The following is a 20,398-nucleotide window of genomic DNA, read 5'->3' as shown; positions in this document are numbered from 1 at the left end:
TGATATGGAATATACAGTCAGTCAGCTCGCAAAATTATCAGGCGTTTCTAGTCGTACATTGAGATATTACGACCAGATTGACTTACTCAAGCCAGCTAAAATCTCAACATCAGGTTATCGAATTTATGGTAAAAAAGAAGTCGATTTGCTGCAGCAGATTCTCTTTTATCGAGAATTGGATGTTGGCTTAAAAGAAATCAAACAGATGATTAATGATAGTGATTTTGAAGCGCTTAACACTTTAAATGCGCACTATAAAGCATTGACTGACGAACGTACCCGCCTCGACGAAATAATCAAAACCGTGGAAAAGACGATTTTGAATCATAAAGGAGAGATCGATATGTCAGATCAAGAAAAATTTGAAGGGTTTAAAAAAGATTTAATCAATAAAAACGAAGCAGAATTCGGCATTGAGATTAGAGCAAAATATGGTGATACAACCATAGACGAAAGCAATGCAAAATTAATGGGCATGAGTGAAGATGATTACGAAGCGTTCAGAAATCTAGAACAAGAAATTATCGAGTTGTTAAAAACAGCAATACAAACTAATGATCCAGCTTCTGAAGCTGCCAAACTACTCGCGAGTAAACATAAGGAGTGGCTAAGCTTCAGCTGGCCTTCTTATTCTAAAGAAGCGCATAGAGGCTTGGTGGAAATGTACGTTCAAGACGAACGATTCAAGCACTATTATAATCAACATGTAGATCAGGGTGCTGAATTTTTAAGAGACGCAGTGCTTGAGTATACAAAATAAGTGTGAAAAATTGATTAAACTTATATAATCCAAAAATGCATGCTTCATGGCATGCATTTTTTACTTGCTAGGCAACTCTTGCTTTTGTATGTCAGCAAGGTCTAAAAATAATTGCTTAAGCGATTCATTATCAGTTTTCTCAGCATAGTTATTAAGCAATCTAATATTTACCTCTGCATCTGTCAGTTGACCTAAATCATCCTGAATATCTTCTGCCTTTGATGCAATCTTCTTGTGCGTCACAGACGATAATTTACCTAAATCCTCAGCAGGATAGCGTAATTTTTTTGCTTCTTTTCTTAATTCATGTACGCCTTCATAGTCTTCTAAATCTAAATGCTCAAAGTTTTCCAGCAACTTTTCTTCTTTCTTTTGCAATTGCTTCTTAATGTCCTTATCTAGTTTTTTTGGCTTTTTAAAAGATAATTGCTCAATGGCTTTTGTTGCATCGTCTATTGCTGTTGTTGAGGTTAAAGTATTCGTTTTATTAAATGTGCGGTTCATTTCACGGCGACGTTCTTTAGTAAAATGATTAAATAATTCTTTGTATTCATTACTTAACTCTGGTTCTTTAGTCGCAACAACTGTACACCAATCATTTAATACATCAATTTCCCTAACTGGTCCATAGATAGAAGCAAAGTCTTTCAATGAATTATTAACATGATCATAGTCCGCTTCATCCATAGAATTTTTTAAAAAGTTAAACATACTTCTCAGTTTCCTACTATTTGTGCGTATTTCATGCGCATAGTCTGGATTAAAAGGATTATTTCTAAAATTGGTATACGCCTTATGCAAAACTTTCAGTCTCTTATACATTACTTTTCTAGCTTCTTCCATATTTCATCGCCCTCACTATTAGTGAAATTTTATAATATATACCCCCACTACTGGTAATTTATGCTTCTGAAATAATATCCATCATTAATTCTTTACAGCTGCTCTTATATAAGCCACCAAATTTCGCAAGATGTACAAAAATTAAATAGAATTTATAAAACCTAATCCGCTTCCATGCATCAGCTTCTAATGGATAAGCCTCATCATAAGCATCATAGAAGTCGCCACTGAATCCACCAAAAACAGTTGTCGCACCTAAATCAAACTCACGGTCTCCATAGAATGGGGACGGATCAAATAAGACAGGTGTCCCATCACGTTCAAACATGTAATTTCCTGCCCACAAATCACCATGTAAGAATGACGGTTTGCTATTATGGTTTTCTAACGTTTTTACGATGACCTGGCGTGTTTTATCGTATAGATCTAGGTCATCCTTATTCCAGTAACCTCTTTCTAAGACTATATCTCGAATTACATCGAGTCGTCGTTCCACAAATAGTTCTATCCAAGAATCCGTCCATGCATTATCAAAGGTCATATCCCCACCTTCATGTGGAAAATCATAACCAAATTGACCATTTTCATTATGTTCTAAATGTAATTTAGCCACCATATGACCTAAATCAGCTTGACTACCACTGCCCTCATCAATAAATGAAAGCAGTAAATATGCATCACCATCGATTTCCCCACTACTGATTACTTTTGGTGCATTGACACCAATCTCAGCAAACTTTTTAAGACCCGCTGCTTCAGATAAATAAAATGCCTCAGTACGGTTCGGCTGTACCAAGAGAAAATATTCTTTAGATTTAGTTTCTACTTTATATGCATCATTAACGTCCCCACCAGCAACAGGGCTAATAGAAACAATATCGGAAATTGGTAAATTATTATGCCATTTTTGATTCAAGACCATCACTCACTTTCAACAATCTCATACAAATTATTTCCCTAAATGGTTGATGGGCAAACTGATGTTAAAATGAATAATGGCCCTCTGTCATGAGCACAGAGAGCCACTAAAACTAAATATATTATTCTCCACTTAATTTAACTAAGATCTTAGATTGATTCTTATTATTTAACAATTCTTCAAAGCCTTTTGTCACAACATCTTCCAGTTCAATCTGATCTGTAATGACTGGGCTTGGGTCGATTTGACCACTTTCGATCATTTTAACAGTTGCTTCAAAAATATCTGGCTCATATGCAAGTGTAGATGAAATTCTTACACCACTTGCCGTGAGTAACATTGGATTGAAATCCATTTCTTTTTCAAAAATAGAGACGATAGTTACCATACCTCGAGCTCGTGTCACAGCAATGGCTTGATTCACAGTTACCGGAACACCTGCGACTTCAAAAGCTCTATCCACACCATCAGGATAATATTTTTTCACAAATTCTTCAGGGTCCTCATTGCCTGAGTTAACAACATAAGTTGCTCCAACTTCTTTAGCTTTTTCTAAGCGATTATCACTTAAATCAAAAACGATAATATCCTTAGCACCAGCTGCACGAGCTGCAATAACAGTTAACAACCCAATCGGTCCAGCCCCAAATACTGCAACAGAATCACTGAAATTCATTTCAGATTCTCTAATAGCTTGTAATGCAACAGCTGTAGGTTCTACAAGCGCTCCAATTTGTAATGATGTGTCATCTTGTAATTTGACTATATTTCGCTGATCAACAACTGTAAAGTCAGCAAATCCACCATCACTACCGAGACCAACAAAGGTAAATCCTTTGTACATGTCAACTAAAGGATTGTCATGAACCTTACCTGTAATTAGAGGATTGATAGTAACCTTATCTCCTACTTTAAGGCCATCTACCCCACTACCAACTTCTTCTATCACGCCAGAGAACTCATGTCCCATAGTCAATGGTGCTTGTCTTCCAGTTAATGGCGAGGCTTCATCTTTTGGAATGAAAATTGGACCTGCGTTGTATTCATGTAAATCACTTCCACAAATACCCGTCCATGCCACTCTAACCTTAACATCATTCTCTTTAACTTCTGGTATTTCAACATCTTCTACGCGAATGTCTTTTGCTTCGTAAAATACTGCCGCTCTCACTTGCAATCATCCTTTCAAATGTTGTTCTACTATTATTATCTCTTAAATACAAAATTTTTCAAATAATATCCATGATATTCATAAAAATTTTTAGATTATTATGACTTATATGTGAATCGTTAATTTTACTAAATGAAAGCATAAAAAATGGACACGCGTTTAGACACGTGTCCACTCTCTCCATCATTACTATGGAGTTATGTAACGGACAGCGAGGGATTTGAACCCTCGAAACGGGGTTGCCGTTTACACGCGTTCCAGGCGTGCGCCTTCAGCCACTCGGCCAGCTGTCCAAAATAAAAAACAGAAGTGCGATTACACTTCTGAATATGACCCGTACGGGACTCGAACCCGTGTTACCGCCGTGAAAGGGCGGTGTCTTAACCGCTTGACCAACGGGCCATAACAAAAAAATGGCTCCACAGGTAGGACTCGAACCTACGACCGATCGGTTAACAGCCGATAGCTCTACCACTGAGCTACTGTGGAATAAAAGAGCGGGTAGACGGGATCGAACCGACAACATCAGCTTGGAAGGCTGAGGTTATACCATTTAACTATACCCGCATTAAAATGGTTCAGGACGGAATCGAACCGCCGACACTGTGAGCTTCAATCACATGCTCTACCAACTGAGCTACTAAACCATACTTTATGATAAATAATAATGGCGGTCCCGACGGGACTCGAACCCGCGATCTCCTGCGTGACAGGCAGGCATGTTAACCGCTACACCACGGGACCCGCTTATGTAAAGCATAAGAAAATTGCGGGAGAAGGATTCGAACCTACGACCTCCGGGTTATGAGCCCGACGAGCTACCACTGCTCCATCCCGCGATAATATTATTTAACATATATTTAATGTCTGTTACCTATAATACTTGTTTCCACATTACAATTCAAGTGTTTTTAACACTTTTCTTATATCAAATTTACACTTTCTTTACTATCATAGGTTTATATATAAAATCTCTAATGAGATAAACAATTGTTTTCAGTATTAAAGAATTATAAGATTAAACTATAAGTATACGGAAAGGAAGTTCTCATGGCTAACAAAAACAAACCAAATAACAAATTAATTAGACCTAGACATCTTAAAAAACTTGGTATTCCTGGAATGATAGTCATCCTACTACTCTTTATTGGTGTTACGGTCTATAACGATAATTTCGCAGGTAATGACGACGAAAATTCATCTGCCGAAACTTCTTCAGATAATGTAGTTACTGTGGACCAACATATTGATGGTGATACGACACGATTTAACTATCAAGGTGACACCCATAATTTTAGATATCTAATTATCAATACACCTGAAATCGGTAGAGATGGTGATGAAGATGATCCTTATGCACAAGAAGCATTTGAACGAACACAAGAACTCTTAGATAACGCTCAAGAAATTACAGTTGAGTTCGATGAAGAAAAAACTGATCAATACGACCGCTACCTTGCATATGTCTATGCTGATGGTGAAATGGTTAATGAAACGCTTGTACGTGAAGGCTTAGCCACTGTCGATTACGTTCACCCTCCTAATGATAAATATGAAGACATATTACGTGATGCTGAGGAAGAAGCGAAACAAAATCAAGTTGGCGTTTGGTCTGAATAATAAAACACCACATATCCTATGACACTATGTCATTAAAGAGGATATGTGGTGTTTTTCACTTATGCTTCTTGTTTATCTGGATGTTCAATCCAGTTTTGAGACCAGTCTTCAATGTCTTTAAGTACCGGTTCTAAAGACTTCCCTTTTTCTGTTAATGAGTATTTAATAACAACAGGTGTCTCTGGAATTACCTCACGTGTAATAAGTCCTTCTTGTTCCATACTCTTCAAACGATCTGATAAAACCTTACCACTTACGCCAGTTGCAGACTGAATTTCACCAAATCGAGAGTTTCCGTCCATCATCTGATAGATTAATAGTGCAGTCCATCGTTGGCTTAATATATTGACCGCTTTTTCAAAACGGGGACACATTTCGTGTTGAGCCATACATATCACTCCTCTTTCAATATATAATAGCACAAATCACCACCTAATAAAAGTAAAATATATTACTTGCTATTACGTAATTATAATTGTATACTTGGTTACATAAGGTTAGTAAATGGAGGAATAGTTATGGAATTTCATAAAAATAATGCAATTTATACAAACACTGTCTCATTAAATGTAAAAGATTTAGAAAAATCAACTGATTTTTATACAAATATAATTGGTTTTAAAGTGTTATCTAAAACTGAGACATCAGTCGATTTCACAGTAGATGGGAAACACACACTATTAAGAATTAATCTTGCAGAAAGCGACCGTCCTAATCACCGTACAAGCGGTTTATATCACTTTGCACTACTCTTACCAAAGAGAGAAGACTTAGCACTAATCACTATGCATTTAGCATCAAAACGTGTGCCACTTGGTTCTGCTGATCACCACGTTAGTGAGGCATTGTATTTAGAAGATATCGATGGTAATGGCATTGAAATCTATATTGATAGAGATCCTGATCAATGGATTTGGAACGACGGTCAAGTGCATATGGTTACTGACCGTTTAAACGCTGAAGACTTACTTAAGAATCAGCCTAACCCAAATGACTTTAAAGGATTACCTGAAGGTACTATAATGGGACATGTTCACTTACATGTTGGAAACCTAGTAAAAGGTGAAGAGTTCTATACTGAAGGGCTCGGCTTAAATGTTGCTCTACGTTTTGGTGGACAGGCTCTGTTTATGTCTAGTGAAAATTATCATCACCATATTGCAATTAATGTTTGGAATGGCGTGGGTGCACCTGCTAGTGAAAAAGGTACAGTTGGCCTCGATTATTTTGATTTAGTATACCCATCACAAGACGTTCTAGATTCTGCAGTATCAAGATTAACAAAACTTGGTTATCAAGTTGAAGTTAATGATTCATTTGTCGATGCTGTTGATCCATCAGGGACACATGTACATCTTGTGACACAAAATAGTCATAGTTAATTGAAAGACTTTCTCAATTACCGTTGACTCATTCTCAATTAAATTGTATATTAGTAATTGAAAATGATTATCAATTAAATATTAATAGGCCCCCTCTTATTAATTCTATAAAAATCATTTTCAGCTACTTTAATCTATATTCGCACATTATATGAAGCCGTACTCAGACCCAGAGTACGGCTTCTCTTTGTCTATAAGCAGATAATTTCCAGATACTTCTAAAACAGTTTATAATATGTCTACTATTATTAAACAAGGAGTGTGGTCATGAACTCATATTACAGCGATGTCGTTCAGTTTAGAGGCAGTCATTATGATTTTGGCCGCTATCAAGGTGAAAAATTAAAGGACTCTCCTATTTTAAAGAACAGACAGAAACAGTGGAAACCACGCATGCACAGACACTTTATAACTGATGAATCATTATCAATTGATTTCCTTAACAAAATTGCTCCACAAATCGTTGAAGAAATATACGGCTTAAGAGATGCCTTAGACTTAGACACTAAAACTGCCTTACAACAATTTGGCGGCTACTATTTGGAGTTAGTCGTGAGCGGCTGTTCTATATTTGCAGATGAGGATTTTCTCATTAGAAATTACGATAGTCATCCGAGAGGCTATGAAGGTCGTTACGTTTTTTATCAACCAACAGATCGTGGTTTAGCAACGATTGGTCCTTCAATGCAAATCGCAGGCCGTATTGATGGGATGAATGAGAAAGGCTTAACTATCGGTTATAACTTTACTCATACTAAGAAGAGTTCGGATGGTTTCTTATGTAGCATGATCTCAAGACTTGTCTTAGAGACGTGTAAAACCGTCGATGATGCAATCGATTTACTCAAGGAGGTTCCTCACCGTCATTCATTTTCTTATGTGGTACAAGATCAAGCAGGTATCCCTTATGTAATAGAAGCTTCACCAAGAAAAGTCATCCATAGACAATCTAATGTATGTACGAATCACTTCCATGTTCTCAATGAAGAAAATCGCTACAGACAAGAAGAAACTAGAGAACGTGAACAAAATATTATCAATTACCAAAGCGGTCAGCCAAAACCTTATGATGCTTTTCAGATTATGAATCAAATGAAACACGGTATTGCCTCTCATAAATATGATGCATCAGCAGGTACCTTGCACACATCCATGTACTTCCCTAAAACTTTAACTAGCCTTTTCTCCTTAGGTACAGATAGAAAGCCAGTTATCTTTGACTTTAATAAATGGATCAGTGGTGAGAATGTGAATGTAAGTAAATTAAAAGGACATATTAACTCTGATAAACTGTTCGTAAACATGAAATGACAGGTACCAAAATATTGGCACCTGTCATTTTTTTTATTCTAGCTCTTCAGGATGAACGAACCCTCTATTATTTTTCAATGTTTCTTCAATACCTGCTAACACTTCTTTTACATGTTCTGGTTCGTAGATATCCATCTTATCAATATCAATTGTATAAACTGGAGAAATTTCTTTATCTTCATACTCGCTTAAGAATTGCTTTTCATACATATTATATAAGTCTTCATAGTACTTCAGTAAGCCTGGGTTCCCTTCGATTTGCTCATAATAACGACCACGTCGTCTAATACGTCTCATTACTTCATCAAAAGAACCATGTACGAGCACCATTAAATCAGGTGATTTTTTATATAAAACTTGCTGTTTATATAAATCATGCAATTCTTCCATCATATTCTCATGTAACTCTAGATAAGTGTCGTACTCATCCTTATCCATAGATCCATTTTCAAACTGCAATCGCGCAAAAATCATTGCATCTTCATAAATAGATCGATCTAATACAGAATTTGGATGTGCCATAGCACTCTTAATCGCCTTAAAACGATGATTTAAGAAAAAGACTTGTAAATGGAAACTATATCTCTCCGGATCATCATAATACTTGGCCAAGAATGGATTGCCATCTACCTTCTCTTCTAATAAATCTACTCCGAAATGTTTGGCAATAACCTTGCCCCATTCTGTCTTACCAGCACCTATTGTCCCTGCTAATGTAATCAAGTAACCATCACCTTTACTATTAATACTCATTATATTCACCAAGTTATATTTTTTTAATAAACCCTTACTATAATAACATTTCACTGGGTAAATATGTGATAAAACTTCACAAATAAAATAACTTCGACATTATCGAAGTTATTTAGATTTGAATCCAGAGACTTGTGTCTCCCATTTCTGTTTATTTTTTTTAATAAATTGAATGAGTTCAGATTCTGTTTTGAATATGTAGTCGTCCATTTTGCTACTATCTATTGATGAGATGGTCATCCTAAAGCCAAAAAGTGGACGTTTAAATACAGTATATGACCACCGATCTGTATAAAAACTGATTGTCTCTTGATCCACATCTGTGATTACCCAAGATTCTGACTCTATAGTTTTTTTGATTTTCTCCATCTAATCTCACCCCTGTAATGATTATACAGTGATTTATAAATATTAATATTAGAAATTACAAAATGTTCCAATCATTATAATGTTAAATTTTGTCCACTATTAATAAAGTGATAGTTTTATACAAAAATAAGAAAAATTAATCAGTATAAATAGCTTATGACTAGTAAAATATATTGAATCAAAAAAAGCTTAACCATAATTGGTTAAGCTTTAAGAACGGAGATGGAGGGAATTTCTAAGTCTTATATCTCAAGGGATTCAAGCGCTCGTTGACAATATATTGCCAAGCTTAAAACTTTTAAACTCAAAACTCAGTTCCCTATACTACCGCTTTTTTTGACAAGCCACCTCTTCCCAGGTGGCTTTAGTCATGTATATTCTATATATACAGTCTATTTCAAAATGAACAGAAATTGTTCCTCGACATTCCTTTTCTCATAATTTAAATATGTAAGAAACAATAATGAAGTTCTGTAAAAATCTATTCACTCTTTAAAATATTGTTAATTAATGCTGCCGTTTTTTCTCTATCATACATACCATTATGCCCACCATCAGAACTGTATAATATATATTCAATTTTCTCTTTATCTTCCTGAGGTCTACTTTTAACGTATTCTTCAAAAATTCTAAATTGAAGTTCAACGTCTTCTCTGCTATCTCTATTAAGTAAATAAAAAACCTTTGGTATATATTTTGCTCTATGCATTTGCTCAATTACATTAAATCGATCACTGAACATCGATTGTATTCTATATTCATTGAGACCGGCGAAATTAGAATTAATTAAATTATAATATCGTCCACCTTGACTTATACTTCTAACATGTACTTGAGGATTATTAATAACAGCAGTACTGTTTTTATGCAAAATTGATGCAGCTAATGACATGAATCCTCCAGCAGATGAACCGTAATATACTGTTTTCTTAGGATAGACTTTTAAAAATTTTGATAACTTAATAATAACCTCACTCATCAAGGGGAAATAATATACATCTTTATCACCGATACCCCAACCTACAGTGATTTCATTATCATGTACCGTTGGATCATCTACAAATATACAATTCGCATTATAGTCTCTGTACCAACTACTTCTGGCGAATATTGGAGGTTGATTCTTTGCCGGATCATAAGCACCGTTAAAGAATACAACTAAATTATCTGTGTTATTTTTCAAAATAATTTTGAATTGGAAACTTACCCCTTTATGTATAACTTTTAAAATATTAGGATGAGCTTCTTTTATATGGTGTAGCTTTAAGTCTTCAAAGTTAACGGACAATGTTTTTTCTTTAAAAATTACCATGTATATCCCCTTTCCTATAAGCAGTAAATATATTATACTATAATAATTGAGATATTGGAGGATTGATTAAAATAGATAATATTATTAATAACTCAAAAAGTGATTTAGAAACTCAAATCACTCTATTCAATGAGTCTTCAGCTGCTGCGAGATTATATTATGATACTTCAAAACAAACTGTATTGACGGTAGTATATCAAAATTTAAATGAGTCTTCAGAATTTAACAATGATATAATCGTACTGTTTTCCAAAGAAAATGGGGTTCAAGAAAATGTTACACCTGATGATGTACTTAGGGTAGCTGAAAGAAGTCTTCGTTTTGCAAAATAATATACATTTAAACAACCGCCCTGACTTCCCTCAGAGGCGGTTTACCCATGAACGCTATTTTTGTGAACCTATATTATACCACATTCGCTCATATAAACGAATTATTAAATGTTCGTCTGAATAAGCTAAATATAATCATACCGTCTCACTTCATATATATGCTTAAATTCTACATATATAATGTGGTCATCTTTCGATACACTAACCACCCTACTCCAATTGTCTATATACTCTATCTTGCACTCGATCTGGTACTCATAACCAACGGACCAATATCGCAATACAACATTACAGTCGATTAACTCACGTAACTTTAACTCTAAGGCTTGTAGTAAGTCCTCTGTTAAGCTTGGCTCTGGCACGTGTAGTTGTGCCTCAATCATCTTATCCACATTCTCATACTGCTCGGGCATAGTGGCAAACGGTGCCCACTTAATCATGCCTCGACCTTGTGGGATGTTACTGTTTAGTTCCGATTGTGGGAGCTCACGATAGTCCATATAATCACCTCACGAGTAATTATATCGAACGTATGTTTGGTATGTAAAGATAAAAAAGACCACCTGCTGTGAGGTGGTTAAAATTCGAATTTTAGTCTGTTTTTATCAGGCTCTTTTTTATATAGGTCACTTATAGTTTGGCTTGCCCCATAAATATTTATATTGTTTTTACCGTTTCTAAAATCTAAGAAGCCTCCATCACTTGTGATATAACTATTGATGCCATTTTCCAGACCAACTGAGATGTGAAGAGAGTCATCAAATTGCATTCCTGATTGGATACTTATATTCTTTGCTTCTTCATTAGCGCTACTGCTAGGAGATCCTACATTAAGAGACATATGATCAAGTGAAGATATTAATTGTTCAGCTTCAGAAAATGCAGTTTGATTTATGAGTTGTCTATCTGTTAAAGGCAGCTTATCTATATCGCTGATTCTATCAATTTTATAATATGTTCTTGCATATTGGAGTCTTAAAATTCTACTCAGTTCATTCTCTACCCAACTTGAATATGCGATAAATTTATCATTTTCCTCCATTAACGCAACAAAATCCGTACAATATGAATGGTGTTTAGAATTTTTGTTGTTTAAGTCGAGCAAAAAATTGGTGTCCACGTATGATAAATCATCTATTTGATCTGCGGTAATGCCGTCAGATGTTCTAATAGAGAAAGCTTTAGTATTAGGGTTGGGATTGTTCATTTATCTCCCTCCCTACTGCGGAATAGTAATTCATCATATATATTTTTATTAAAATCTATACTATACTTTTTGTTTTTATTTTTTTCTCTAAAAGTGTCAGTTTTTTGTTTTTCTCTTTTTTGTTTTATTTTCGTTAAAATTTCTTCTCTTCTTTTCAGTGCGTTCATAGTACATCATCACTCAAAAATTTACTAGCGTCTTTATAGACACCTTCAATTCTTCGAATAATCTCACTGATATTATCTTCTATACCTTGAGAGTCTTTTATGTTTGTATTGGCTAAATTAGAGTTTCTCATAATAGCTTGGAAAAATGTTTCTTTAATATCTTTTTCAAGACCTTGGTTATAATCAGGTTGAACTAAAACATCACCCAGGAAACCATCTTTCTGATAAGATAGTTTATACCCTGAATATTTGATTCCATCCACGTTTGAGAACTGAGTTCTATTTTCAATCCAATTGTAATTCAACTCATTGGTAACTGTGTAAACTACTTCCACATTTCCTGTGTAGTCATGTAGTAGAGCTTTAAATATTTCGCTTGTCACTTTTGCAATAATTTCTGATGCAGGAGTATCAAGAAAACTTTCTTCGATTCCTGTACTTGTGCCAATTCTAAAAGTTTGTGGGTTTACATCTATATTGAAATCTAATTTTTTTGATGTGTGTGTCACATCTCTTTGTAAGGGTTCAAGAACATTGTCAATGACACTTCTAATTGTGTTCGCCTTAGTTCCTGACATATCCCCGATATTAGCTGGAAAAATCACCTCAATGGTTTTCATAATTTTTCGCCTCCATATTCTTTCTATCAATATCTATATTAGACTACAAATAGAAAAAATAACAGATTTTCATCGCAATCTATGAATAAGAAATTGCGAAAATCTTAAAAATGGCATAAAAAATACCCCCTCTTACAGCCATTCCAGTAACTGTTTGAGGGGTGTTTTAATCTTAAATGGTATTTGTTAAATCACTATATTGTAGTTTTTAGTATTGATTACACTTGTTTTATGATGTTTTTATTTTATTGCGTTCTTCTTATGCCAATCTAGCACTTTCGAGTCTTTCTTCGTACTCAACTTCGTGAGTTTACCCCACAGTTTCGCTTTACCAAACGATACTGCTGGATTACGGACACCAAGCGGAACAAAGTAGTAGTTACTATCTTTTCTGCCTGGATACTTAAAGCGTACCCACCAGTAGCCATCTGCGAACCATACGTGGTCAAAGTTAATGAAGTCGCCTGGACGTAGATAACTACCTTCTGCTACTGGTTTATTCAAATGCAAACGTGGTGCGCCTGTAGACTTGTAACCACGACGTACAACGATCGTTTCAGATGCAACAAATGTCCCTGCGAAGCTCCACCCTTTTTCACTAACGCCTTGTGGCTTCTTACTCACTTTCGGCTTAGAAGTCGTTTTCTTAGACGCACTAGATGAGCCTTTCTTAATAGCGTTAAGGTGTTGTTGAACACGGTTTTTGAACCAGTTCCACTTACCATTCGCTAAGATAACATGTGGGCAATACTTTCCTGAATAGTCTTGGTGTTTCTTAACTTTATCAACGCCCCAACCATATTGGTGAAGTACATACGCTGTATAAAGCGCTGCGTTTTCTTCTGCTTTAAGGTATCTAGCAGATTGGTGTCCGTTATTACCACCGTCCAATGAGTAACAAATTTCGATGTGTATTGCTCTACGGTTACCTCGTCCATTTGCACCGTCACCTGCTGCGAAAGCATTACGGTTAAATGGAATCGCTTGTACTGCTTCTTTATCGTCTATGGCAACGTGATAAGACGTGTAGTTGGCTGTACGGTTCATGTATGCTACTTCGTTTCTAGCAGTCGCTGTGTTCGCTGTATTGTGTATACAGATTTCTAGCGGTTGCATTGAGTATGGCGCATTGTATTTATACATGCTTGGATTCATCTGATTTACTATCGTATATCCCACGCTATTACCTCCATTATTACCGTCCAATGACGATAAGTTATTTGTTTCGATTAAGTTAATGAGTTTATTGGCGTACTGAGGGTCAGTAGCGTACCCCGACGACTGCAACGCTCTCGCTTGCGTTTTATAGTCTTTAGCGTTCAGTACGTTTCTATAGTTCTGTGTCCGCCACGGTGTGGACGTAAAAAAGTTACCGTGATCAATAATCGATTCACGATAACTCGGATATTTCTTAAATGCAGCGTTGACTGTCGTCCATCTACCGTTCAGATATTCTTTTGTACGAACGGTGTAGGATTGCCCGTTGTAATTACCTTTAATGCCGAATAGATTATTCGCTTTACGAGCTAATTCCGACGTGCCACGTGCCGATTCCAAAATCGCTTGAGCCACGATTACAGACGGTAATATTTTCGTATTTGAAGGAATGTTCCGTTTAACCTCTTCGATAAAGTTACTCATCGTGATTGACCACTTCGTCAGTTTCTTCAGGCATAACGTCCTCTTCTGCTTCATCTTCTGGAAGTCCGATAAACTCGCCTTGCGCTACTTCTTCGACTTCAAAACCGTCCTCTGGCACTTCTTCAACGCCAATACCTTCATCTAACTCAATTTCTTCTGCTTTACGGTCTGTCATAATGACGCCTCCTCATTTTTCTCATAAAAAAGAGCCTACTGTTTAGTAGACCCTTCACTTACGATTCTTTTTACGTTCTAATTCAACTTGCGCTTGCTCTGCTTCTGTCGTGATATTGTTATGGCGCCACCAACTGTAAATCGCTGACGCAACTAACGCTACAGATGACAAGCCTTCATATATTTGCTCTTCTGAAAATGGCAGTGGATTGTAACCTAGACTAATTAGCGTTTGATTAAGTAGTAGTATTACTAATACTGCCAACCTAACTAAACCTTGCGTCTTATTGTTCTTTGGAGTCACTTCTTCTCACCTCCTTCAAGTTCTCGAATACGCTTTTCGAGACAATCTACTTTCTCACGTAAAATGTGGTTTTCTTTTTTTAACGTGACATTTCGCTCTTTTAGTTCCTCATTCCATGCCTCATACTGCGTAATAATCAAGTTGATTTTATTCATGTGACTATCTTCTCGCTTAGGCTTATTACTGATGTGATTCCCTATCCAACCACCTACCGCAGTGATGGATGCAACTATAATCATGACAACGTATTCTGTACTCATCGGGCTACACCCGCCTAACTAATTCAAAGCTAAAGTACATCCACGTTGCTGATAATAGCCACACTGTATTCGGTGGTGGGGAAATAACGAATGACACAGTAAATACGCTCCAGATAATCATCAGTATCATAGTAAAGGTAAATAGTAACCTGCGACTTCTTAGCCAGTAACTCACAAGCATACCAACCGCCAGAGCAACAAAAATACCACCGATTTGGTACGGTTCCAAGATGTTGCTAATCAGCCTGTAAACGTCGTAATTGCGCAGAATAGACGGCTGTATAGAAATCCATAAGCCATAGACTAGCGCGAACATTGCGACAGGGTACAGAAGTACCTTTACTTTCTCCCTTCGTATCACTTTATGCACCTCTGCTTTGTGTGCTTCACTCACATAACACAACCCCTTTCTGCATAATAAAAAAGCCCGCGGTTATTCCGAGGGCTGTGAATCCAATTCAGCAAGCTGTTTCAATAACGCTTCTCTTTGTAATTCTTTTTCGGATTTAACTGGTGGTGTGAGTTCCTCGCCGTCTTTGACTTTTAAAGTACCGTCGATAAATTGCACTTTATCCAACTGGTCTATGAGCCACTCATCAACGATGAACATTGTGCCATTTGTCATCGGTACACCTGCAATACCTGATAAGCATTCGTTTATGTTCCCTTTATCATCCGTTTTGGTAATAAACAATGTGCATCGACCTGGAATGTCGTTATCGTTTTCATCACGTAAATTTCCGTAAACATTAACCATAGAATTCCCCCTGATTCAATCTGAAGTATGCCATGTTCTGACCTAGCGCATTGACCAATCTCGCATTAATATAAAAATCTATTCTCCGATAATCGACGATTGTATTGAAGTAAGTTTGTAAATCAATACGTAAATCCCATGAGTACACTAAAGGGTCAGTTGTTTTATGTGCTTCTTTTCTTAGCGTTGCAATAACATCTCCAGTTCCAACACGCGTAATTTGTATATCAAAATGTCTAAATGAGTGTACGCTTGCGCTATCAAGTCTAACCGTACCCGATAAATCTAAATATCGACCTTTAAACCTATCCCAAACAACGTACAGCGCGTAATATTCATCAGAGTTAACCTCCATATCCCGACCGTTATAATGCACGTTGTCTTCTAAATTAAAACGTTGGATGTTAGCCACTTGTTGACCGCGCATAATACCATCAACAATAAATTCTCGTCCATCAAAACCGTTTATAGTGACACCTTCTGGTGTGATTTCGACTGCGTTATTAGTGTTCGTTTTACTGCGCATAACAAAACGACTACCCGTTACATTCAAATAGCCGTCCGCTGATTCGATATTCATTTCATTCGTCAGCCACAACGTGCCAGCAAATAGTGCATCAGCGTATATACCTTGTGCAGTTGCTATCGTCTTCGGTGTACGTCCGCCATCTTGAGATATATACCAACCTTCGCTATTAACTCCGAATACATGGTTTGGATTCGTTTTGCTAATCGCTTGCATACCGAAGTCACCGAATATAATTTCGGACGAAGCTGCATGAATAGCGTTAATCATATCCATGCCGATTTGTTCTAAACTGATAATCGGTAGTTTCAACTTACCTGTGAGTAAGTCTGCAAAACGTTTAGATAACGTATTGATATTCGCCTTGTGTCTTTCGCCAATGGACTGACTGCCAAATGTGACATCACAAGCGATGATATTATCCTTCTCGTCGTATGTCGTCACGATCTTGTGCAGACGTACTTCCTGTTCTAAGTTTATACGTTCGTCATGCAGCCACACCCTGTCACCTTTAACTGGCACTGCTATGTCGTATCCCATTTGTCTAACATCGTGCAGAGTACCTTCTATCGTTATTGCAAGTGATTCTTCGACCGCTTTTCTCATAGCTTCTTTAAGTGTATCCACCTGCGTTATACGACCATCCACAATTGGAGGTCCTTCATCCGGTAGTTGACCTGGCTTGGTAACTATTTCTGCGAGTGGAGAAAGATAATCGTCTTGTAGCCCCGCATTGTTAAAGTAATCTTCTTCGCCTTCTTCAAAATCACCAAAACCACGGATATACGTGAACATGCTGCTCGCGTCGATATTTTCTGACACGTTACTGGCGTTCAGTCTGTACTTGTACATATAATTCGTATCGTTGCCGATTAAGTGCTTCATGTAGACTGTTCTACCTTGAATCTCAAATTCATAGTTGTAACGGTCAAGCAAACGTTTAAACAGTTCTAATCGGTTTGCCCCTTTACCGAAACCTTCAATCGTCACTGAAGGGCTGAAGTCAACTAACGCAAAGTTAAACCCAGAGCCATCGAACACTGTTCTAAATGCACTGTTTGCCGTGTGTGATCCGTCGTGGTTTTCATGAATAATCGACTTGGAAAATTCCCAATAAAAAAGAGGCATGGCTCTAACATTTAAGTTAAAGCTATTACCTCTCGTCTGCCGTTTAACGTTTACCGCTTTATATATGATGTTGTTATAATCAAATTCCCACAGTTTATCTATACTAAGTAAATCTAAGTTGTTGTTTTTCTGCTGCGGGATGTGCAGTTCTAAATCTTCGTTTCCGTTCAATTCGGATGTGACGATTTTCTTTGCTAATATCGGATATTCATTGTTTTCATAATCTCTTGCAAACAGCATTTAACCACATCCCCTTAATAGACAAAACAGTCAATCGCTCTGCTAAATTGGAACACACTCGGATATACCAACTCATCTGTGTTTCTCACTGGCGCATAGTACAGCTTATGATATGAAGTTGCACGAGAAATACTACTCGCTTTAGGGTCACCCACATATTCATTGTTAAATCTTGAGTAACGCGTATGAACTTGCTGATTACCTGCCGGAGTTTCCTGTATAACATAGCCTTCTGTTGCATCGAAATACAGATGTCCTGTATCTGTACCCGGGCTATAAAAAGGATAACGTACAATTCTAAAATTCGGATCAGTACACACAATCGCTACCCAAATAGTGCTTAACGGAATTGGGTCTACATTAGGTAGCAACGAATAAGAAAAGTAAGATTGCAACGTGCCATCTGTATTGAAATCATTATCCACACGCATATATGCCCGCCCAATTAATACAGTAGACTGTCTGAATGAGAAATTGGACATCACTGCCCACTTATCCGTTCCAATACTTTCAAAGTCAACGTAAGTCTGTCTATCGTGGAAACTATCTCGCCACATAACATCCAATCTAGCGTTGACCTCTCCCCCATGATACGATCCGAATAACTGATTGTTTTCAGCGTTTCTGAAAGCGTAGTCACTCGCACCGGAGTTTGATATAAATGGGTGTAGGCTCGAACCCATTGCGAAATAAGAATCCACGGATTCCCCGGCATATTCACTTAATTTCAGTAAATTAATGGCGCATATATAGACCTCGTTAGATGACGTGTTCTCTATCGTAATATCTAAGGGACTGGCTGTTGATGTTGCTCGCTCAAAGACTGGAATATCGAAACGTTTAAATGACTGGTTAAAGCTATCGTCAATTGTCACTGTTCTAGCGACACGTCCATTTATTTTGATGTTTACAGTGTCATTTCCTGTATAATTTTGACGACTAAAGAACACTACATTAATTTTACCGTTAAGCGGTTTATCAACTCGGTAGGTTACTGAAGCACCTGTAGCAATCGTCCACGGAACTAACTCTCCATTTGTGCTTGGTGCGAATTTTTCGCTACTCGCATTGTAGCTGTCAAAAAAGTTGCTTAGACCTGCTGTAATACCTTCCGTGCTAAATGTTCTGCTGACTGTCCCACTGGTTGGTGCGTTCACTTTCTTAAATAACCCGATGTCTGATATTGGCTCTGCTCTAACAATCCTTAATGCTTCGTAATCTACACCATAACCGCTGCCACCTGTATTTCGTCTAAATAAATAACGGACATAACCGGAGGTTGTTTTCTGAAACACTTCGATGTTATCCGCATCTATTTTTCTGACTAATTTATAAGTGTTTGTGCTGAAACCCTTTTTTGGCGGTTGCGATGAATTAGAAGTAAAGACAAAGTCCCCACGTTTACTTTCTATATCTTCAAAACGCTCTTTTAATAAAGCGTGATCGCCACGGGCTTGTGAAACTTCCGCATTAGCGTTTCCACTCTCGATTACCAAGTTATCCAGTTGATTCTGAACATCCTTATTTTCTGAGTTAGTTTTCTTCGCTTCCGTTAATGTCTTTTCCGCTTCTGAAATAACGGAATCGACTTTACCTGATGATTCCTCAATTTTTCGCCAGTTTTCATTTTCTTCATTGCGCCATTTCCTGTCATGCAAGGACGGTGTTCTATTTAATTTCATTCCTTCACCTCATTAAAAAGAAGCCACCTATAAATAGATGACTTCCAGTTATTTATAATAATATTTAAAGTCTATTCTCGCTTCATCAAATGTAGCGCCTGTGATTTCAAATCTGTTGTCACCAGGCGCTAGACTGATGAATTTTCTATTTGTATCTCTGAAACGGTTTACAGCACCAATAGTAAACACCATGCCGTCCTGTCTGATGTGTCGCCTGTTTTCTGTGCTGTTTATTATTAATGTGTCGCCTGTGGTTAAGTTTTTAACTGTCATTTTTCCGTTAGGAATTGAACAGTAATAAAATAACAACGAGATATACATACTCTCCGGCTCAACAGTCACGTTACCTGCGTTGTATACAGTGAAATTACTTTCAGTAAACCGGTACTTCACTTTTTCGTCATCGATATTATCGACTAATCCGTATTTTTCAACCGCTGATGAATAACCGCTGTCATGGAGTTCTAGTGTGGTGTAAATCGTTTCGAAGTAAGGTAACTCTATTGTTTCGAATTCGACTGTAAACATACTCACAAGCGTTGTGTCGTCTACTTCAGGACTATTTACCATAGTCACTTTTATTTGCTTGCCATTGACGTATTCAGTCGATTCTAATTGAAGTTCACCTGTGCGTTGCCCCACACTTTCGTATTCAACTTCCACACTTTTGATACGCATCTCACGCAGCATCAGTTCGCCATCAAACAATTCATTAACCGCATCTCTTAAATGCGCGATGTCTTGCATATCGTGTGCTGTGGACTGTACTAATAAAGTAATCGTTCTGTATTCGTCTTCTGAATGGTAATTAATCCTTCCGGGTCGTCCATCTGAATACTCACTGCCTGTCCGTTTTTTAATGCCTGAAGACATAAAAGAAAGCACCTCTAGTGAGGTGCCTGTCAATTTGTTGTCCGACA

The 20,398-nt window shown here is 37.0% G+C and carries 25 protein-coding genes and 7 tRNA genes; 5 read left to right on the top strand and 27 right to left on the bottom strand.

Going from position 1 to position 20,398, the window contains the following annotated elements; genetic code table 11:
- The first annotated feature begins 4 nt into the window (after positions 1-4).
- Positions 5-760 carry a MerR family transcriptional regulator gene (locus tag H624_RS0105295; RefSeq protein ID WP_026866648.1) on the top strand — a complete coding sequence of 252 codons (756 nt, stop codon included), beginning with the start codon at positions 5-7 and terminating at the stop codon, positions 758-760.
- Positions 761-820: 60 nt separating this feature from the next.
- Here the strand turns inward: H624_RS0105295 and H624_RS0105290 are convergent, their stop codons facing one another.
- The 10 genes from H624_RS0105290 to H624_RS0105245 all read right to left on the bottom strand — a co-directional run bounded on the left by H624_RS0105290 (position 821) and on the right by H624_RS0105245 (position 4,532).
- The gene (locus tag H624_RS0105290; RefSeq protein ID WP_166626815.1) at positions 821-1,582 is read right to left on the bottom strand and encodes a CHAD domain-containing protein; all 762 of its coding nucleotides are present in this window, start codon (positions 1,580-1,582) and stop codon (positions 821-823) included.
- 79 nt (positions 1,583-1,661) lie between these two features.
- On the bottom strand, positions 1,662-2,519 hold the full coding sequence (locus H624_RS0105285; RefSeq protein WP_026866646.1) for a fructosamine kinase family protein: 858 nt from the start codon (positions 2,517-2,519) through the stop codon (positions 1,662-1,664).
- Positions 2,520-2,643: 124 nt separating this feature from the next.
- Positions 2,644-3,693, bottom strand: coding sequence for a 2,3-butanediol dehydrogenase (locus H624_RS0105280; RefSeq protein ID WP_026866645.1), 1,050 nt, complete (start codon positions 3,691-3,693; stop codon positions 2,644-2,646).
- 205 nt (positions 3,694-3,898) lie between these two features.
- Positions 3,899-3,986: transfer RNA gene (locus tag H624_RS0105275), tRNA-Ser, on the bottom strand.
- 37 nt (positions 3,987-4,023) lie between these two features.
- Positions 4,024-4,095, bottom strand: a tRNA-Glu gene (locus H624_RS0105270).
- A 12-nt stretch (positions 4,096-4,107) separates the two neighbouring features.
- Positions 4,108-4,182, bottom strand: a tRNA-Asn gene (locus H624_RS0105265).
- A gap of 7 nt (positions 4,183-4,189) precedes the next feature.
- A tRNA-Gly gene (locus tag H624_RS0105260) sits at positions 4,190-4,260 on the bottom strand.
- 7 nt (positions 4,261-4,267) lie between these two features.
- Positions 4,268-4,340, bottom strand: a tRNA-Phe gene (locus H624_RS0105255).
- A 21-nt stretch (positions 4,341-4,361) separates the two neighbouring features.
- A tRNA-Asp gene (locus H624_RS0105250) sits at positions 4,362-4,437 on the bottom strand.
- Between the two features lie 23 nt (positions 4,438-4,460).
- Positions 4,461-4,532: transfer RNA gene (locus H624_RS0105245), tRNA-Met, on the bottom strand.
- Positions 4,533-4,743: 211 nt separating this feature from the next.
- On the opposite strand from H624_RS0105245, the gene H624_RS11660 reads away from it, so the two are divergent.
- Positions 4,744-5,313 (top strand): thermonuclease family protein, encoded by a 570-nt coding sequence (locus H624_RS11660; protein WP_051220489.1) that lies wholly within the window; start codon positions 4,744-4,746, stop codon positions 5,311-5,313.
- Positions 5,314-5,372: 59 nt separating this feature from the next.
- On the opposite strand, the gene H624_RS0105235 is transcribed toward H624_RS11660, so the two are convergent.
- The gene (locus H624_RS0105235) at positions 5,373-5,702 is read right to left on the bottom strand and encodes a winged helix-turn-helix transcriptional regulator (RefSeq protein WP_035856138.1); all 330 of its coding nucleotides are present in this window, start codon (positions 5,700-5,702) and stop codon (positions 5,373-5,375) included.
- 129 nt (positions 5,703-5,831) lie between these two features.
- Between H624_RS0105235 and H624_RS0105230 the strand changes: the two genes are divergently transcribed.
- Positions 5,832-6,695 carry a VOC family protein gene (locus H624_RS0105230; RefSeq protein WP_026866643.1) on the top strand — a complete coding sequence of 288 codons (864 nt, stop codon included), beginning with the start codon at positions 5,832-5,834 and terminating at the stop codon, positions 6,693-6,695.
- A 267-nt stretch (positions 6,696-6,962) separates the two neighbouring features.
- On the top strand, positions 6,963-8,006 hold the full coding sequence (locus H624_RS0105225; RefSeq protein ID WP_026866642.1) for a C45 family autoproteolytic acyltransferase/hydrolase: 1,044 nt from the start codon (positions 6,963-6,965) through the stop codon (positions 8,004-8,006).
- A 33-nt stretch (positions 8,007-8,039) separates the two neighbouring features.
- Here the strand turns inward: H624_RS0105225 and H624_RS0105220 are convergent, their stop codons facing one another.
- From H624_RS0105220 to H624_RS0105210, 3 genes are all read right to left on the bottom strand, one after another.
- Entirely contained in the window at positions 8,040-8,759 is a 720-nt protein-coding gene (locus H624_RS0105220; protein ID WP_035856135.1) for a deoxynucleoside kinase, read from the bottom strand.
- Positions 8,760-8,867: 108 nt separating this feature from the next.
- Complete coding sequence (locus tag H624_RS0105215; RefSeq protein WP_026866640.1) at positions 8,868-9,128, bottom strand: hypothetical protein; 261 nt, start codon at positions 9,126-9,128, stop codon at positions 8,868-8,870.
- 481 nt (positions 9,129-9,609) lie between these two features.
- Positions 9,610-10,440, bottom strand: coding sequence for a hypothetical protein (locus H624_RS0105210; protein ID WP_026866639.1), 831 nt, complete (start codon positions 10,438-10,440; stop codon positions 9,610-9,612).
- Between the two features lie 62 nt (positions 10,441-10,502).
- On the opposite strand from H624_RS0105210, the gene H624_RS0105205 reads away from it, so the two are divergent.
- Positions 10,503-10,772, top strand: a complete 270-nt coding sequence (locus H624_RS0105205; protein ID WP_026866638.1) for a hypothetical protein — start codon at positions 10,503-10,505, stop codon at positions 10,770-10,772.
- Positions 10,773-10,897: 125 nt separating this feature from the next.
- On the opposite strand, the gene H624_RS11655 is transcribed toward H624_RS0105205, so the two are convergent.
- From H624_RS11655 to H624_RS0105135, 13 genes are all read right to left on the bottom strand, one after another.
- The gene (locus tag H624_RS11655; RefSeq protein WP_051220488.1) at positions 10,898-11,272 is read right to left on the bottom strand and encodes a YolD-like family protein; all 375 of its coding nucleotides are present in this window, start codon (positions 11,270-11,272) and stop codon (positions 10,898-10,900) included.
- 77 nt (positions 11,273-11,349) lie between these two features.
- Positions 11,350-11,979, bottom strand: a complete 630-nt coding sequence (locus tag H624_RS0105195; RefSeq protein ID WP_026866637.1) for a type II toxin-antitoxin system VapC family toxin — start codon at positions 11,977-11,979, stop codon at positions 11,350-11,352.
- Positions 11,976-12,146 carry a hypothetical protein gene (locus H624_RS12580; RefSeq protein WP_156889146.1) on the bottom strand — a complete coding sequence of 57 codons (171 nt, stop codon included), beginning with the start codon at positions 12,144-12,146 and terminating at the stop codon, positions 11,976-11,978. The genes H624_RS0105195 and H624_RS12580 overlap by 4 nt, the downstream gene beginning before the upstream one ends.
- Entirely contained in the window at positions 12,143-12,766 is a 624-nt protein-coding gene (locus H624_RS0105185) for a hypothetical protein (RefSeq protein ID WP_026866636.1), read from the bottom strand. Before H624_RS0105185 ends, H624_RS12580 begins: the two co-directional genes overlap by 4 nt.
- A gap of 240 nt (positions 12,767-13,006) precedes the next feature.
- Positions 13,007-14,407 (bottom strand): glucosaminidase domain-containing protein, encoded by a 1,401-nt coding sequence (locus H624_RS12210; protein ID WP_051220487.1) that lies wholly within the window; start codon positions 14,405-14,407, stop codon positions 13,007-13,009.
- A complete protein-coding gene (locus H624_RS12205; protein WP_026866635.1) occupies positions 14,400-14,582 on the bottom strand; it encodes a hypothetical protein in 183 nt (60 codons plus the stop codon). Before H624_RS12205 ends, H624_RS12210 begins: the two co-directional genes overlap by 8 nt.
- A 54-nt stretch (positions 14,583-14,636) precedes the next feature.
- Positions 14,637-14,885, bottom strand: coding sequence for an SPP1 phage holin family protein (locus H624_RS0105165; protein ID WP_026866634.1), 249 nt, complete (start codon positions 14,883-14,885; stop codon positions 14,637-14,639).
- Entirely contained in the window at positions 14,882-15,145 is a 264-nt protein-coding gene (locus tag H624_RS0105160; protein WP_026866633.1) for a hypothetical protein, read from the bottom strand. The genes H624_RS0105165 and H624_RS0105160 overlap by 4 nt, the downstream gene beginning before the upstream one ends.
- A 4-nt stretch (positions 15,146-15,149) precedes the next feature.
- Positions 15,150-15,506, bottom strand: coding sequence for a hypothetical protein (locus tag H624_RS0105155; protein WP_156889145.1), 357 nt, complete (start codon positions 15,504-15,506; stop codon positions 15,150-15,152).
- A gap of 72 nt (positions 15,507-15,578) precedes the next feature.
- Positions 15,579-15,902: a hypothetical protein gene (locus tag H624_RS0105150; protein ID WP_026866631.1), complete on the bottom strand. Its 324-nt coding sequence runs from the start codon at positions 15,900-15,902 to the stop codon at positions 15,579-15,581.
- Entirely contained in the window at positions 15,895-17,796 is a 1,902-nt protein-coding gene (locus tag H624_RS0105145) for a phage tail spike protein (protein ID WP_026866630.1), read from the bottom strand. The genes H624_RS0105150 and H624_RS0105145 overlap by 8 nt, the downstream gene beginning before the upstream one ends.
- 14 nt (positions 17,797-17,810) lie before the next feature.
- Positions 17,811-19,478, bottom strand: coding sequence for a carbohydrate-binding protein (locus H624_RS0105140; protein WP_026866629.1), 1,668 nt, complete (start codon positions 19,476-19,478; stop codon positions 17,811-17,813).
- Between the two features lie 48 nt (positions 19,479-19,526).
- Positions 19,527-20,351, bottom strand: coding sequence for a phage tail family protein (locus H624_RS0105135; protein WP_026866628.1), 825 nt, complete (start codon positions 20,349-20,351; stop codon positions 19,527-19,529).
- Positions 20,352-20,398 lie beyond the last annotated feature (47 nt).

Source organism: Jeotgalicoccus marinus DSM 19772, assembly GCF_000425825.1.
Taxonomy (GTDB): domain Bacteria; phylum Bacillota; class Bacilli; order Staphylococcales; family Salinicoccaceae; genus Jeotgalicoccus; species Jeotgalicoccus marinus.
Note: the sequence above shows the minus strand (reverse complement) of the source record. Positions and strands in the feature narration are given on the sequence as shown.

Coding starts and splice junctions, on each gene's coding strand:
- H624_RS0105145 (WP_026866630.1), bottom strand. CDS start 17,796: ATGCTGTTTGCAAGAGATTATGAAAACAATGAATATCCGATATTAGCA.
- H624_RS11660 (WP_051220489.1), top strand. CDS start 4,744: ATGGCTAACAAAAACAAACCAAATAACAAATTAATTAGACCTAGACAT.
- H624_RS0105185 (WP_026866636.1), bottom strand. CDS start 12,766: ATGAAAACCATTGAGGTGATTTTTCCAGCTAATATCGGGGATATGTCA.
- H624_RS0105135 (WP_026866628.1), bottom strand. CDS start 20,351: ATGTCTTCAGGCATTAAAAAACGGACAGGCAGTGAGTATTCAGATGGA.
- H624_RS11655 (WP_051220488.1), bottom strand. CDS start 11,272: ATGGACTATCGTGAGCTCCCACAATCGGAACTAAACAGTAACATCCCA.
- H624_RS0105210 (WP_026866639.1), bottom strand. CDS start 10,440: ATGGTAATTTTTAAAGAAAAAACATTGTCCGTTAACTTTGAAGACTTA.
- H624_RS0105235 (WP_035856138.1), bottom strand. CDS start 5,702: ATGGCTCAACACGAAATGTGTCCCCGTTTTGAAAAAGCGGTCAATATA.
- H624_RS12210 (WP_051220487.1), bottom strand. CDS start 14,407: ATGAGTAACTTTATCGAAGAGGTTAAACGGAACATTCCTTCAAATACG.
- H624_RS0105195 (WP_026866637.1), bottom strand. CDS start 11,979: ATGAACAATCCCAACCCTAATACTAAAGCTTTCTCTATTAGAACATCT.
- H624_RS0105295 (WP_026866648.1), top strand. CDS start 5: ATGGAATATACAGTCAGTCAGCTCGCAAAATTATCAGGCGTTTCTAGT.
- H624_RS0105150 (WP_026866631.1), bottom strand. CDS start 15,902: ATGGTTAATGTTTACGGAAATTTACGTGATGAAAACGATAACGACATT.
- H624_RS0105160 (WP_026866633.1), bottom strand. CDS start 15,145: ATGAGTACAGAATACGTTGTCATGATTATAGTTGCATCCATCACTGCG.
- H624_RS0105290 (WP_166626815.1), bottom strand. CDS start 1,582: ATGTATAAGAGACTGAAAGTTTTGCATAAGGCGTATACCAATTTTAGA.
- H624_RS0105225 (WP_026866642.1), top strand. CDS start 6,963: ATGAACTCATATTACAGCGATGTCGTTCAGTTTAGAGGCAGTCATTAT.
- H624_RS12205 (WP_026866635.1), bottom strand. CDS start 14,582: ATGACAGACCGTAAAGCAGAAGAAATTGAGTTAGATGAAGGTATTGGC.
- H624_RS12580 (WP_156889146.1), bottom strand. CDS start 12,146: ATGAACGCACTGAAAAGAAGAGAAGAAATTTTAACGAAAATAAAACAA.
- H624_RS0105140 (WP_026866629.1), bottom strand. CDS start 19,478: ATGAAATTAAATAGAACACCGTCCTTGCATGACAGGAAATGGCGCAAT.
- H624_RS0105215 (WP_026866640.1), bottom strand. CDS start 9,128: ATGGAGAAAATCAAAAAAACTATAGAGTCAGAATCTTGGGTAATCACA.
- H624_RS0105230 (WP_026866643.1), top strand. CDS start 5,832: ATGGAATTTCATAAAAATAATGCAATTTATACAAACACTGTCTCATTA.
- H624_RS0105220 (WP_035856135.1), bottom strand. CDS start 8,759: ATGAGTATTAATAGTAAAGGTGATGGTTACTTGATTACATTAGCAGGG.